This window comes from Enterobacter oligotrophicus, assembly GCF_009176645.1.
In the GTDB taxonomy this organism is placed as follows: domain Bacteria; phylum Pseudomonadota; class Gammaproteobacteria; order Enterobacterales; family Enterobacteriaceae; genus Enterobacter; species Enterobacter oligotrophicus.
In genome coordinates this window covers 3,444,604-3,457,214 of record NZ_AP019007.1, presented here as the reverse complement: position 1 = coordinate 3,457,214, position 12,611 = coordinate 3,444,604, and the positions used below count along the sequence as shown (strand labels likewise).

The window sequence follows — 12,611 nt, the reverse complement described above, 5'->3', positions numbered from 1 at the left end:
TTTTGTGAAGCCACTGTTTTACCAAACCATCAAAATTTAGCAATCTCTTAACACAATCTCTGCGTGATCCAGCGGGTAATCTCTTTGAGTGCCTTGTCAAAATTCTGATACACCGGGCTGAACGGCACCTCAAGCAGTTTGCCATCCGCAGATGACGACGTGATTAAGCGCGACTCCTCTTCCGGGCTGAAAGGATCGTTTTTCCAGAAACCGGACAACATCGGCGTGGGGCAACGTCTCCCCAGTAAACCTTGCGTTTTTAATGAGTAACGATTGAGCTCAATGCGCAGCGCTTCGTCTGACGCATCATGCATGCCAAGACGGCTGGCGAGCACGTCGAGATACATCTCTGGCACGTTACCCTGTCGGGCAGGGTCGCTGAGCAGCGCGTGAACCACCGGGCCAAGGCAGGCAACTGCTTTCAGGCGGGATGACTCCAGATAAGCCAGACGTACCGCGACGTTCGCCCCAAAGCGGAAACCGAATGCTGCGACCCGTGTATGGTCGACCCAGGGAATATTCTCCAGTGCTTTCAGTGCATGCTGGTGCAACAGGCTTGAATCCTGAGTCAGCTTCCACTTCGAGGAGAAACCAATTGAGGGCATATCGAGCGTCAGCATCGCGATCCCTTTTGGTGCGAAGTAGCGCTCATACAGGCTGTAATAGTCGATCTGCAGCGAGTCCAAACCGCCGCACATTAATACGGTCGGGAACGGACCTTCGCCTTCAGGCATATGCAGAAACCCGGTGACCGGGCTGCCACCTGGAATGGTGAATTCAAGTTCTCGCATCAGGACAGGCAGGCGCTGAGCAGCTTCTTCATAAGCGCGATTTGCCAGTGCCTGTGCCTGCTCTGCCAGCTCATCGCCCTTCAGATGCGGGTATGCTGCGATGGCGTAAAGGTTCGCGGCATGTAACCAGTGCTTGCCGCTTAGCGTGGCATCCTCTTCCTGGCTGGCTTTTTGCTGCCAGAGCATTGCCTGTTTAGACCATTCGTAGATCCAGTTACCGCCGCGATAACCCACCACCGTGTCGTAAAGTTCGCTGTCGGTGCGCTCGGCCTCGCTCATGACGATACGCGCCTGCACGTCAAGGATTTCACGCGGATCAATACCGCGCCAGATCCACATCAGGCGGTTTATCATACGATACCAGTGAGGGATATTTTTGCCGTCTAACGCAGACTGCACTGAAGGCATGGTGCCAGGGTTAAAACGACGCACCAGCGTCGACGTTTCAGGATGTTTGAAACGGGGTTTGAAGAGAGTCTCGGTGAGATTGGCCTGCGTCATTGCGTTGCCTCCATGGATACATCATCTGGAGACCATTGTAACGCGGTGCAGGCTAAAAAGAACAACGCCCGGCATAGCCGGGCGTGTAAAGTTTCGTTCTGAAATTAACGGCCTAAAATAGGCGGTACAAAGACCACACCCATATCCCATGGCTGCTCAATCCAGGTATCCTGCGGGATATCAATCACGTAATCGTCAACCAGTGGGCGGCCAGCCGGTTTAGCGAAGATAGTGACGAAGTGCGCTTTTGGATACATTTCGCGGATCGCAACCGCAGTACCACCGGTATCCACCAGATCGTCAATAACGATGAAGCCTTCACCGTCGCCTTCAGCGCGTTTCAGCACTTTCAGCTCACGCTGGTTGTCGTGGTCATAGCTGGAGATACATACGGTATCGACATGACGAATACCCAGCTCACGTGCCAGCAGCGCCCCCGGTACAAGACCGCCACGGCTGACGGCAATAATGCCTTTCCACTGCTCGGAAGGCATCAGACGCGCCGCCAGTTTGCGTGCGTGAATCTGCAACATGTCCCAGGTGACGACGTATTTTTCGCTCATGTGAAGTGTCCCAGCCTGTTTTTATACGGCTTAAAAAAGTAAGGGTGAACCAGGTTGCGCGAGATTATAGAGATCTGACGCACCAAAAACCAGTGTTTAGCGCCCTGAGCCTGAGTTTTTACATGCTTTATGCTACCAGCGACCAGAGAAAGTGGTATTCTCAGTTGCATCTCGCAAGCCTGTCTTGTGGTAACTATTAACCTGCTAACCCTGTGTCCTGCAACGTTGTTTGCAGCGCATCGACAAGGAGACTTATCGTGTCTGAACTGTCTCAATTATCTCCACAGCCGCTGTGGGATATTTTTGCCAAAATCTGTTCCATTCCGCACCCGTCCTATCATGAAGAACAACTGGCCGAACATATTATGGGCTGGGCGAAGGAAAAAGGTCTGCACGCTGAACGCGACCAGGTTGGCAACATTCTGATCCGCAAACCGGCAACGGCAGGCATGGAAAACCGTAAACCCGTTGTGCTGCAGGCGCACCTGGACATGGTTCCACAGAAAAACAACGACACCGTGCACGACTTCACTAAAGACCCTATCCAGCCGTACATCGACGGCGACTGGGTAAAAGCGCGCGGCACCACGCTGGGTGCGGATAACGGTATCGGTATGGCCTCTGCACTGGCCGTGCTGGCGGACGACAGCGTTGAGCATGGTCCGCTGGAAGTGCTGCTGACCATGACCGAAGAAGCGGGCATGGACGGTGCGTTCGGTCTGCAGGCCAACTGGCTGCAGGCGGACATTCTGATCAACACCGACTCCGAAGAAGAAGGTGAGATTTACATGGGCTGCGCGGGCGGGATTGATTTCATCTCTACCCTGCCGCTGTCCCGCGAAGCGGTTCCTGCTGGCTTCCAGACCTTCAGACTGACGCTGAAAGGGCTGAAAGGCGGCCACTCCGGTGGTGATATTCATCTGGGCCTCGGTAACGCCAACAAACTGCTGGCACGTTTCCTGGCAGGCCACGCGGCTGATCTGGATCTGCGTCTGGTGGATTTCAACGGCGGTACGCTGCGCAACGCGATCCCACGTGAAGCGTTCGCCACCGTAGCGGTGCCTGCGGCAAAAGCGGACGAGCTGAAAAAACTCTCCAGCGTTTATCTGGATATCCTGAAAAACGAACTCTCTGAGAAAGAGAAAAACCTGACCGTGGTGCTGGAATCCGTTTCAACAGATAAAGCGGCGCTGACCACGCAGTCCCGCGATACCTTTGTTCAGTTGCTGAACGCGACGCCAAACGGTGTGATCCGCAACTCCGACGTAGCGAAAGGCGTGGTGGAAACCTCGCTGAACGTGGGCGTGGTGACCATGGGTGACGACAGCGCAGAGATCATCTGCCTGATCCGCTCGCTTATCGACAGCGGTAAAGAGTACGTCGTGAGCATGCTGGAATCTCTCGGCACACTGGCAGGCGCGAAAACCTCAGCGAAAGGCAGCTACCCAGGCTGGCAGCCGGATGCAAGCTCTCCGGTGATGGCACTGGTACGTGAAACTTACCAGCGTCTGTTCAACAGCACCCCGAACATTCAGGTGATCCACGCGGGTCTGGAATGCGGTCTGTTCAAAAAACCGTATCCGGAGATGGACATGGTTTCCATCGGGCCAACCATCACCGGGCCACACTCCCCGGATGAGCAGGTTCATATCGAAAGCGTGGGTCACTACTGGACGCTGCTGACCGAGCTGCTGAAGGCGATTCCTGCGAAGTAATTTATCGTCTGTTGCCCGGTGGCGCTTCGCTTACCGGGCCTACGATTACAGTCCCAGAACCAGCTGCCGCTCTAACTGCGGGTCCAGCAATGTGACGTGCAACCCCACCAGCCTAACCCCACGCCCTGCCCGCCGCTCCTCCCAGGCTTTCTTTGCGGTCGCAATCAGATCCTCTTTATTCAGCCGCGGCCAGACATGCTCCTGCGTCGTTTGCTGGAAGTCGTTGAATTTCAGCTTGATACCCTGACGAGCAATCAACAGATCCGGTTTCACCTTTATTAGCCGCCGCTCAAGTTCGGGATAGAGCTGTTCGATAATAATGGTTTCGCACGCTGACCAGTCGTGAATGTCTTCGCTTAGCGTGCGCTCAACGCCGACGGATTTCCGCAGCCGCTCATTGTTCACGTCACGCTCGTCAATTCCCTGACTGCGCTCCCAGAGCACGCGGCCAAACTTCCCGAAACGCTTAAGCAACATCGCCAGATCGCTTCGCTGCACATCTTCACAGGTGCGTAGTCCCATGCTCTCAAGTTTTGCAGCGGAGACTTTCCCCACGCCGGGGATTTTGCCAAGCGGCAGGGTTTTCAAAAACGCCGGAACCTCTTCAGGTGTGATGACATACTGCCCGTTGGGCTTATTTAAATCAGACGCGATTTTGGCAAGAAACTTCACCGGCGCGACGCCCGCGGAGGCGGTCAGATCCAGTTCTTTATGGATGGTCTGGCGGATCTCCTGCGCCATCAGTGTGGCGGAGCCGTGACAATGCAGACTGTCGGTGACATCCAGATAGGCTTCATCCAGCGACAGAGGCTCAATCAGCGAAGTGTAGCGGGAGAATATTTCCCGAATATGGACAGACGCTTCTTTATAGGCATCAAAACGCCCAGGCAGAAGGGTAAGATGAGGGCAGAGTTTCAGCGCCATCGCCGTGGGCATAGCGCTGCGCACACCAAACTTGCGCGCAGGATAGTTAGCTGTACTGATTACCCCACGCTGGACGCGGCTGCCGCCAATCGCAATAGGGATATCCCGCAGCGCCGGATTGTCACGCATCTCCACTGCGGCAAAAAAGCAGTCCATATCAACATGGATTATTTTGCGCATAGTAAGCCCTCACTCATCACTGGATAAGTATACAGTAAATAAGTGAGGATTGAGAAGTGGGACGATTTTGCCCTAAAGGATACGCCGGGCCTCGCGCGCCATCCGTTTTTTACGGGCGTCGCACGGCTCCGGACAGTCGCAGACTTTTTCCATGCCAAGGGATGAAATGCCACCGCAACTGCCCTGGAGACTTTTACGCTTAATGATCCAGCCTAACGACATACCGAACACCACCAGCACAAAGACCAGGAAAGCTGCCAGAAATGTCATCATCGTCAGCCTCCAAAGTCATCGAGCAAGATGTTCTCATCTTCCACACCGAGATCTTTAAGCATCTTGATCACTGCGGCGTTCATCATCGGCGGACCACACATATAAAACTCGCAATCTTCCGGTGCCGGATGCTGTTTGAGGTAGTTTTCATACAGCACGTTATGGATGAACCCTGTATAACCCGTCCAGTTATCTTCCGGCTGTGGATCGGAAAGCGCCACATGGAAGGTAAAGTTAGGGTTGTCACGCGCAAGCTGTTCAAACTCATCATCATAAAACATTTCGCGCAGCGAGCGGGCACCGTACCAGAAGCTGATTTTGCGCTGGCTGCTAAGCCGTTTAAGCTGGTCGAAGATATGAGAACGCATCGGTGCCATCCCAGCACCACCGCCGATAAAGACCATTTCTGCGTCGGTGTCTTTAGCAAAGAACTCACCGAACGGACCGGAAATCGTCACTTTATCGCCTGGCTTGAGGGACCAGATATACGACGACATCACGCCCGGTGGTGCACCCGGCACATTGGGTGGCGGCGTGGCGATACGCACGTTAAGCATGATAATGCCCTTCTCTTCCGGGTAGTTCGCCATGGAGTAAGCGCGCAACGTGGGCTCTTTGACGTCAGAAACAAAACGGAAGAGATTGAATTTATCCCAGTCGGCGCGGTATTCATCGGGCACGTCAAAGTCCGCATACGCGACAGTATGTTCCGGACACTCTATCTGGATGTAGCCCCCCGCACGGAACGGGACACTTTCCCCTTCCGGCACGCGCAGTTTAAGCTCTTTAATGAAGGTGGCTTTGTTATCGTTAGAGATAACCTCACACTCCCATTTTTTGACGCCGAAAATTTCTTCCGGCAGCTCAATCTTCATGTTCTGACGCACCGCGACCTGACAGGCCAGACGGCAGCCCTCTTTTGCTTCACGTTTAGTGATATGCGCCAGCTCGGTTGGCAGAATATCCCCGCCCCCCTCTTTCACCGTTACGCGGCACTGCCCGCAGGAGCCACCGCCGCCGCAGGCTGAAGAGACAAAAATCCCGTTGCCGGAGAGTGTATTAAGCAGCTTGTCCCCCGCTGGTGTGCGGATCTGGTTTTGCGGCTCATCGTTGATATCAATAATGACATCACCGGAATTTACCAGCTTCGCACGTGCGGCCAGGATCAGACCCGACAGCACCAGAACAATCAGCGTGAACATCACCACGCCAAGAATAATTTCCATCTTCTTTCCCTTATAGCTGCACACCGGAGAAGGACATAAAGCCCAGTGCCATCAACCCGGTGGTGATAAAGGTGATCCCTAAGCCGCGCAAGCCCGCGGGCACGTTGGCATATTTCATTTTTTCACGGATGCCCGCCATGGTGACAATAGCCAGCATCCAGCCGATACCGGAACCAAAGCCATACACCACGGATTCACTGAAGTTGTAATCGCGCTGAACCATAAACGACACGCCGCCGAAGATGGCGCAGTTCACGGCGATCAGCGGCAGAAAAATCCCCAGGGCGTTATAGAGCGACGGGAAATACCTGTCGAGGATCATCTCAAGAATTTGCACCAGCGCCGCAATCACACCGATGAAGGTGATGAAGTTCAGAAAGCTCAGGTCGACACCTTCTACCAGCGCGCCGTCCCGCAGCACGAAGTTGAACACCAGATTGTTAATCGGTACGGAAAGCCCAAGAACGACCGTAACCGCCACCCCCAGTCCAAATGCCGTCGACACCTTTTTAGAAACAGCAAGGAACGTACACATGCCGAGGAAAAACGCGAGCGCCATGTTTTCAACAAACACTGCGCGCACAAATAAACTCAGGTAATGAGCCATTGTCGGTTACTCCTTTTCCTGCTGTTCAGGCTTCAGGGTACGAATCAGCCAGATCAGCAAACCGATAATGAAAAATGCGCTTGGGGCCAGCAGGAACAGTCCGTTTGGCAGATACCAGCCGCCATTCTGCACCGTATCCAGCACCGTGATGCCAAACAGCTTGCCGCTACCAATAAGCTCGCGCAGGAATCCGACCGTCATCAGGATCACGCCGTAACCCAGGCCGTTGCCGATGCCGTCCATAAAGCTCGCCAGCGGCGGCATTTTCATGGCGTAGGCTTCAGCACGCCCCATCACGATGCAGTTGGTGATAATCAGACCGACAAACACCGAAAGCTGTTTTGAGGTTTCATAAGCAAAAGCGCGCAGCAGCTGATCGACCACGATCACCAGCGAGGCGATGATCGCCATTTGCACAATGATCCTCACGCTGTTCGGTATGTGATGGCGGATCATCGAGATAAACATGCTGGAGAACGCCGTAACCAGCGTTACCGCAACGGTCATCACCAGCGCAGTTTCCAGTTTGGTGGTCACCGCCAGCGCCGAACAGACGCCCAACACCTGCAGGGTAATCGGGTTATTGGCTAACAGTGGGCCAATCAGCACCTTTTTGACTTCTTTCAGTTCACCGGTATCAGCCATTGTTCAGCGCTCCTTCACGTACATTTTTCAGGAAGGGGCCAAAGCCCAGCTCGCCCATCCAGAAATCAAAACTGTGCTGCACCCCGTTAGAGGTGAGCGTGGCCCCGGAAAGCCCGTCAACAGCATATTCGTCCCCCGGACGTGCAGCGCCTTTCATCACTTTCAGCGCAGGCTGGCCGTTGTCGTCGAGCACTTTTTTCCCGACGAACTGTGCACGCCAGTTAGGGTTCTCAACCTCCCCGCCCAGCCCCGGCGTTTCGCCCTGGTCATAATACGTAATCCCTTTTACCGTGCGCCCATCAGTATCGAGCGCTACGAAGGCATACATCATTGACCACAAACCGTTGCCGTAGATTGGCAGTACCATTTCCTGCACACGTTTTTGCTCATCCCGTACCAGGTAGATTTCCGCGAGATTGCTGCGACGCTTGATACCGGCCGGGTCCTGTGATGCCTCAAGTACAAGACTCATCTGCGGATCTTTTAGCGCCTGGGCCTGATTAAACTTCGCCGGGTCTTTATCCAGCAGTTCGCCGGTTTTTAAATCCACCAGTCGGGCTGATATGCGCTCGGCAAAGAGTGCCGAGACGTCGTCTGCACTCATCCCTTCCTGCATCAGCCCGGCGACGGCCAGGATATTGCGCTGTTTATCCAGCGCTCGTTGCTCCTGCTGCAGCGGCTTCAACCCTACGGCTGAACCCGCCACGACAATGGAACACACCAGGCAAAGGACCAGCACCACCAGCAGCGTTTTGCCGATGCTGTCGTTATTTTTGACTTCAGCCACGCGCCTTCCTCCGCTTAATGTTGGCGCGCACGACCAGGTAGTCGAAAAGCGGCGCAAACAGGTTGGCAAACAGAATGGCCAGCATCATCCCTTCCGGATAGGCCGGGTTGACCACGCGAATCAATACACACATCACCCCGATGAGCGCGCCGTAGCACCACTTCCCTTTGTCGGTAAACGACGCCGAGACGGGATCGGTGGCCATGAACATCATGCCGAAAGCAAAGCCTCCCAGCACCAGATGCCAGTACCAGGGCATAGAGAACATCGGGTTGGTGGTGGAACCGATGAAGTTGAACATCGTGGCAGTGAGCACCATGCCGATCATTACACCTGCGACGATCCGCCAGGACGCCACGCGCCCGAACAGGATGATGGCCCCGCCAAGCAAAATCATCAGCGTGGATACCTCTCCAATAGAGCCTGGAATGTTGCCAATAAAGGCATCAAACCAGGTCACTGGCTGTCCGGTGGCATTGTTAACCAGCGTTTCGCCGCCGTGTGCAGCCCACTGAGAGAGCGGCGTTGCGCCGGAGAAACCGTCCGCCGCCGTCCATACCAGGTCGCCCGAGATTTGTGCCGGATACGCAAAGAAGAGGAACGCACGCCCCGCCAGCGCCGGGTTGAGGAAGTTGCGTCCGGTGCCACCGAAGATCTCCTTGGCAATCACCACACCAAAGCTGATCCCCATTGCCGCCTGCCAGAGCGGTAGCGTTGGTGGAACGATCAGCGCAAACAAAATAGAGGTAACAAAGAAGCCTTCGTTAATCTCATGCTTGCGAATAATGGCAAACAACACTTCCCAGAAGCCGCCCACGACAAAGACGGTGATGTAGATTGGCAGGAAGAAGACCGCACCCAGCGTCATCATGCTTATCCAGCCCGCATCTGCGCTAAAGCTCACGCCCAGCGACTGCGCCAGACGGTAGTGCCAGTCAGACTGAATCACCTGCGCCAGCTGCGGTGCATCGTATAAATGATGTAGCGCCGGAAGGGTCTGCAACCCGACGTTATACATGCCCCAGAACATGGCCGGGAAGACTGCAAACCAGACCAGAATCATCATCCGCTTGAGGTCTATGGCGTCACGAACGTGCGCCGCCCCTTTTGTCACCAGCCCCGGCGTGTAGAAAATGGTCGCCGTCGCTTCATACAGCGGGTAATACTTCTTCAGCTTACCTTCAGTAAAGTGCGGCTCTATTTTTTCGAAGAGGTGTTTTAAGCCCATCAGTTATCCTTCCTGCTCAATGCGGGTTAACACCTCGCGCAATACGGGTCCATATTCGTATTTACCCGGACACACATAGGTACACAGCGCCAGATCTTCTTCGTCCAGCTCCAGGCAGCCCAGCGCCTGCGCACTGTCGGAATCTCTGGCGAGCAGATCGCGCAGCAGCACGGTTGGCAGAATATCCAGCGGCATGACGCGCTCGTAGTTGCCAATGGGAACCATCGCACGCTCACCACCGTGAGTGCTGGTGGAGAAGTTAAAGAGCTTGTGACGCAGGAAGTGGCCGAGCGTGGTGCGGGTCACAGAGAACTTTTCTGCTCCTGGCAGCACCCAGCCAAACAGCTCTTTCTCACGCCCCTCCTGAACGATGCTCACCTGTAGATGAAAACGCCCCAGGTAAGCCTGCGTGTCGATGGCTTGTCTGCCGCTAAGCACTGAACCGGAAATGAGCCGGTTTTCACCCGCTTTTGTTTCACCGGTGAGCAGTTCATTAATATCGGCTCCCAGCAGGGTACGCACCAGGCGCGGGTTGGTCGCCTGCGGCCCGCCGATGGCAACCACACGTTCCGTGCACAGCTCGCCCGTCGTAAACAGTTTTCCGATGGCAATGACGTCCTGATAATTAAGATGCCACACCTGTTTCGTCAGGCTCACCGGCTCAAGGAAGTGAATATGGGTGCCTGCCAGACCAGCAGGGTGCGGGCCTGCAAATTCATTAAACGCAACCTGCCCCTGCGGATGTCCACCGAGTTTGCCGCCGCTGGCCTGGCAAACATGGACTTTCCCCGGCGTCAGGCGCGTTAACAGCGTGAGCCCATCATCAAACGCCTTTCGCTGCGCCAGAATAATGGGCTGCGGATCTGCGCTGAGCGGGTTGGTGTCGATTGCGGTGACAAAGATAGCCGCTGGCACCGTTCCAGGGACAGGGGATTTACTGAACGGGCGCGTGCGAAACGCCGTCCACAGGCCAGATTCCAGCAGTTGCGCCTGCACGACATCACGGCGTAAAGCCACGAGATCTGCCGCGTCAAAATGGGCAAAATCACGCTGCTCATTGCCTTCAATGCGGATCACCACCGACTGCAGTACGCGGCGTTCCCCGCGGTTAATCGCAACAACAGTGCCGCTGGCGGGTGCGGTGAACATAACGCCGGGATTTTTTTTATCCTCGAAGAGCGCCTGCCCTTTCATGACGCGATCGCCCTCCTGCACCAGCATCGCGGGGCGCATCCCCACGTAATCGTCGCCCAAAATGGCAACGTGACGAATGCTGGCACCTGTCGAAACGTGCTGTTCAGGCACGCCGGAGATCGGCAGATCAAGTCCTTTTCTTATTCTAAACATGTGGTTAGCAGGTATCCATGAACAACAATCCAGAGGGAACGAAGTGTAACATTTTAAGCTCGGCAGGCGGCAGCAAATCCGCCCTTGCTCGCGCCAAAATGCGAGCTATTGCGCAAAGTTCCTGGAGTCAAGGCGATTCGAATGGGTTATAAAGTAAAACTAATGTGTAAACTCAAAGGTTGGGTCTTGCGAAAATCTATAGCGGTGCTAATGTGAGCGCTCCTGTCCAGATTAATCTGATTTCGGGTCTCTTTTTGCCGTCCTGGCAAGTTGGTCATAGTTTTATCAAGGAACCAGTAGTATGCGTAAAATCGCATTATTCATTGCGATGCTTCTGATGCCGTGCATGTCGTTTGCCGGGCTGCTCAGCAGTAATAGCTCAACGACGCCGGTCAGCAAAGAATATAAACAGCAGTTAATGGGATCGCCGGTTTATATTCAAATCTTCAAGGAAGAGCGCACACTCGATCTGTTTGTAAAAATGGGCGAGACATATCAGCTGCTCGATAGCTACAAAATTTGTAACTACTCCGGCGGGCTGGGGCCAAAACAGCGTCAGGGCGATTTCAAAAGTCCGGAAGGGTTTTACAACGTTCAGCGTAGCCAGCTAAAACCGGACAGCCGCTTCTATAAAGCGATTAACATCGGCTTCCCGAATGCCTACGACCGTGCTCACGGCTATGAAGGTAAGTATCTGATGATCCACGGTGCTTGCGTCTCTGTCGGCTGTTACGCAATGACCGACTCCGGCATTGATGAGATCTTCCAGTTCGTGACCGGTGCGCTGGTGTTTGGTCAGCCAAACGTTCAGATCAGCATCTACCCGTTCCGTATGACCGATGCCAACATGGCTCGCCACAAATATTCTTACTACGCCGATTTCTGGAAGCAGCTTAAGCCGGGTTATGACTATTTTGAGCAGACCCATAAGCCGCCGGTCGTCTCGATTGTGGATGGCCGTTACGTGGTCAGCAAACCGCTAAGCCACGAAGTGGTTCATCCACAGCTGGCGTCAAACTACTCGGTCCCCGAGGCAAAATAAAACCCACTCACCTGGCATGATCTTTTGCCAGGTTTCGTTGCCCGTCAGCGGCTGCGTCGCAATGACAGTGACCACATCATTTGGTGTGGTCTCTTTCTGAAAGTCTATCTCCACATCCTGATCGAGCAGTTTTGCCACGCCAAACGGCGCACGGCGGGTGATCCAGAACAGATTCGTGGAGCAAAACGCCATCACGTAGCGTCCGTCAGACAACAGCATGTTAAACACGCCTTTTTCGCGTAACTCAGATGCCAGCGACGCGATATATTTAAATACGGCGGCCATGTTGCCGGGCGTGCGAGGGTAGCGCTCGGTCAGCTTATGCAGCAACCAGCAAAACGCCTTTTCACTGTCCGTTTCGCCGACCGGTCGGAAATTCCCGGTCTCCAGCGATTTATAGCCGGTGAGCTGGCCGTTGTGGGCATAGGTCCAGTTACGGCCCCACAGTTCACGGGTAAAGGGATGGGTATTTTCCAGCGCCACTTCCCCGCGATTCGCCTGGCGGATATGGGCGATCACCGAGCGGGACTTTATCGGATAGTCCTGCACCAGTCTGGCAATCGGTGAATTGAAGCTGGGTTGAGGATCTTTAAACGTGCGACACCCTTTGCCTTCGTAGAAGGTAATGCCCCAGCCGTCTTTATGCGGCCCGGTTCCCCCACCGCGCTGAACCAGCCCGGTGAAGCTAAAGCAGATATCGGTTGGCACATTGGCGCTCATCCCGAGCAGTTCGCACATAAATCACCTCCACTCCACAACTGCGGGGGGCACCGGTGCCCCCC

At 54.7% G+C, this 12,611-nt stretch carries 13 protein-coding genes; 2 read left to right on the top strand and 11 right to left on the bottom strand.

Features of this window, described 5'->3' with window-relative positions; all coding sequences use genetic code 11:
- Nucleotides 1–47: 47 nt before the first annotated feature.
- Both frsA and gpt read right to left on the bottom strand, forming a co-directional pair.
- On the bottom strand, nucleotides 48–1,292 hold the full coding sequence (gene frsA, locus EoCCA6_RS16535) for an esterase FrsA (protein ID WP_152083563.1): 1,245 nt from the start codon (nucleotides 1,290–1,292) through the stop codon (nucleotides 48–50).
- A gap of 104 nt (nucleotides 1,293–1,396) precedes the next feature.
- Entirely contained in the window at nucleotides 1,397–1,855 is a 459-nt protein-coding gene (gene gpt, locus EoCCA6_RS16530) for a xanthine phosphoribosyltransferase (RefSeq protein ID WP_152083562.1), read from the bottom strand.
- 257 nt (nucleotides 1,856–2,112) lie between these two features.
- On the opposite strand from gpt, the gene pepD reads away from it, so the two are divergent.
- Nucleotides 2,113–3,570 carry a cytosol nonspecific dipeptidase gene (gene pepD / locus EoCCA6_RS16525; RefSeq protein WP_152083561.1) on the top strand — a complete coding sequence of 486 codons (1,458 nt, stop codon included), beginning with the start codon at nucleotides 2,113–2,115 and terminating at the stop codon, nucleotides 3,568–3,570.
- Between the two features lie 45 nt (nucleotides 3,571–3,615).
- On the opposite strand, the gene dinB is transcribed toward pepD, so the two are convergent.
- The 8 genes from dinB to EoCCA6_RS16485 form a co-directional block, all read right to left on the bottom strand.
- On the bottom strand, nucleotides 3,616–4,674 hold the full coding sequence (gene dinB / locus EoCCA6_RS16520) for a DNA polymerase IV (protein WP_152083560.1): 1,059 nt from the start codon (nucleotides 4,672–4,674) through the stop codon (nucleotides 3,616–3,618).
- 72 nt (nucleotides 4,675–4,746) lie between these two features.
- A complete protein-coding gene (gene nqrM / locus EoCCA6_RS16515) occupies nucleotides 4,747–4,947 on the bottom strand; it encodes a (Na+)-NQR maturation NqrM (RefSeq protein WP_152083559.1) in 201 nt (66 codons plus the stop codon).
- 2 nt (nucleotides 4,948–4,949) lie between these two features.
- Nucleotides 4,950–6,173, bottom strand: coding sequence for an NADH:ubiquinone reductase (Na(+)-transporting) subunit F (nqrF, locus tag EoCCA6_RS16510; protein ID WP_152083558.1), 1,224 nt, complete (start codon nucleotides 6,171–6,173; stop codon nucleotides 4,950–4,952).
- 10 nt (nucleotides 6,174–6,183) lie between these two features.
- On the bottom strand, nucleotides 6,184–6,780 hold the full coding sequence (gene nqrE / locus EoCCA6_RS16505) for an NADH:ubiquinone reductase (Na(+)-transporting) subunit E (protein WP_152083557.1): 597 nt from the start codon (nucleotides 6,778–6,780) through the stop codon (nucleotides 6,184–6,186).
- A gap of 6 nt (nucleotides 6,781–6,786) precedes the next feature.
- Nucleotides 6,787–7,425: an NADH:ubiquinone reductase (Na(+)-transporting) subunit D gene (locus tag EoCCA6_RS16500; RefSeq protein WP_152083556.1), complete on the bottom strand. Its 639-nt coding sequence runs from the start codon at nucleotides 7,423–7,425 to the stop codon at nucleotides 6,787–6,789.
- Nucleotides 7,418–8,212, bottom strand: a complete 795-nt coding sequence (locus EoCCA6_RS16495; protein WP_152083555.1) for a Na(+)-translocating NADH-quinone reductase subunit C — start codon at nucleotides 8,210–8,212, stop codon at nucleotides 7,418–7,420. The genes EoCCA6_RS16500 and EoCCA6_RS16495 overlap by 8 nt, the downstream gene beginning before the upstream one ends.
- On the bottom strand, nucleotides 8,205–9,440 hold the full coding sequence (locus EoCCA6_RS16490) for an NADH:ubiquinone reductase (Na(+)-transporting) subunit B (RefSeq protein ID WP_152083554.1): 1,236 nt from the start codon (nucleotides 9,438–9,440) through the stop codon (nucleotides 8,205–8,207). The genes EoCCA6_RS16495 and EoCCA6_RS16490 overlap by 8 nt, the downstream gene beginning before the upstream one ends.
- 3 nt (nucleotides 9,441–9,443) lie before the next feature.
- The gene (locus EoCCA6_RS16485) at nucleotides 9,444–10,787 is read right to left on the bottom strand and encodes a Na(+)-translocating NADH-quinone reductase subunit A (protein WP_152083553.1); all 1,344 of its coding nucleotides are present in this window, start codon (nucleotides 10,785–10,787) and stop codon (nucleotides 9,444–9,446) included.
- 301 nt (nucleotides 10,788–11,088) lie between these two features.
- On the opposite strand from EoCCA6_RS16485, the gene dpaA reads away from it, so the two are divergent.
- Nucleotides 11,089–11,829, top strand: coding sequence for a peptidoglycan meso-diaminopimelic acid protein amidase (gene dpaA / locus EoCCA6_RS16480; protein ID WP_152083552.1), 741 nt, complete (start codon nucleotides 11,089–11,091; stop codon nucleotides 11,827–11,829).
- Here the strand turns inward: dpaA and EoCCA6_RS16475 are convergent.
- A complete protein-coding gene (locus EoCCA6_RS16475; RefSeq protein WP_152083551.1) occupies nucleotides 11,800–12,567 on the bottom strand; it encodes a class II glutamine amidotransferase in 768 nt (255 codons plus the stop codon). The genes dpaA and EoCCA6_RS16475 overlap by 30 nt on opposite strands.
- Between the last annotated feature and the right edge of the window lie 44 nt (nucleotides 12,568–12,611).

Coding starts and splice junctions, on each gene's coding strand:
- nqrF (WP_152083558.1), bottom strand. CDS start 6,173: ATGGAAATTATTCTTGGCGTGGTGATGTTCACGCTGATTGTTCTGGTG.
- EoCCA6_RS16485 (WP_152083553.1), bottom strand. CDS start 10,787: ATGTTTAGAATAAGAAAAGGACTTGATCTGCCGATCTCCGGCGTGCCT.
- frsA (WP_152083563.1), bottom strand. CDS start 1,292: ATGACGCAGGCCAATCTCACCGAGACTCTCTTCAAACCCCGTTTCAAA.
- EoCCA6_RS16500 (WP_152083556.1), bottom strand. CDS start 7,425: ATGGCTGATACCGGTGAACTGAAAGAAGTCAAAAAGGTGCTGATTGGC.
- nqrE (WP_152083557.1), bottom strand. CDS start 6,780: ATGGCTCATTACCTGAGTTTATTTGTGCGCGCAGTGTTTGTTGAAAAC.
- nqrM (WP_152083559.1), bottom strand. CDS start 4,947: ATGATGACATTTCTGGCAGCTTTCCTGGTCTTTGTGCTGGTGGTGTTC.
- EoCCA6_RS16490 (WP_152083554.1), bottom strand. CDS start 9,440: ATGGGCTTAAAACACCTCTTCGAAAAAATAGAGCCGCACTTTACTGAA.
- EoCCA6_RS16475 (WP_152083551.1), bottom strand. CDS start 12,567: ATGTGCGAACTGCTCGGGATGAGCGCCAATGTGCCAACCGATATCTGC.
- gpt (WP_152083562.1), bottom strand. CDS start 1,855: ATGAGCGAAAAATACGTCGTCACCTGGGACATGTTGCAGATTCACGCA.
- dpaA (WP_152083552.1), top strand. CDS start 11,089: ATGCGTAAAATCGCATTATTCATTGCGATGCTTCTGATGCCGTGCATG.
- dinB (WP_152083560.1), bottom strand. CDS start 4,674: ATGCGCAAAATAATCCATGTTGATATGGACTGCTTTTTTGCCGCAGTG.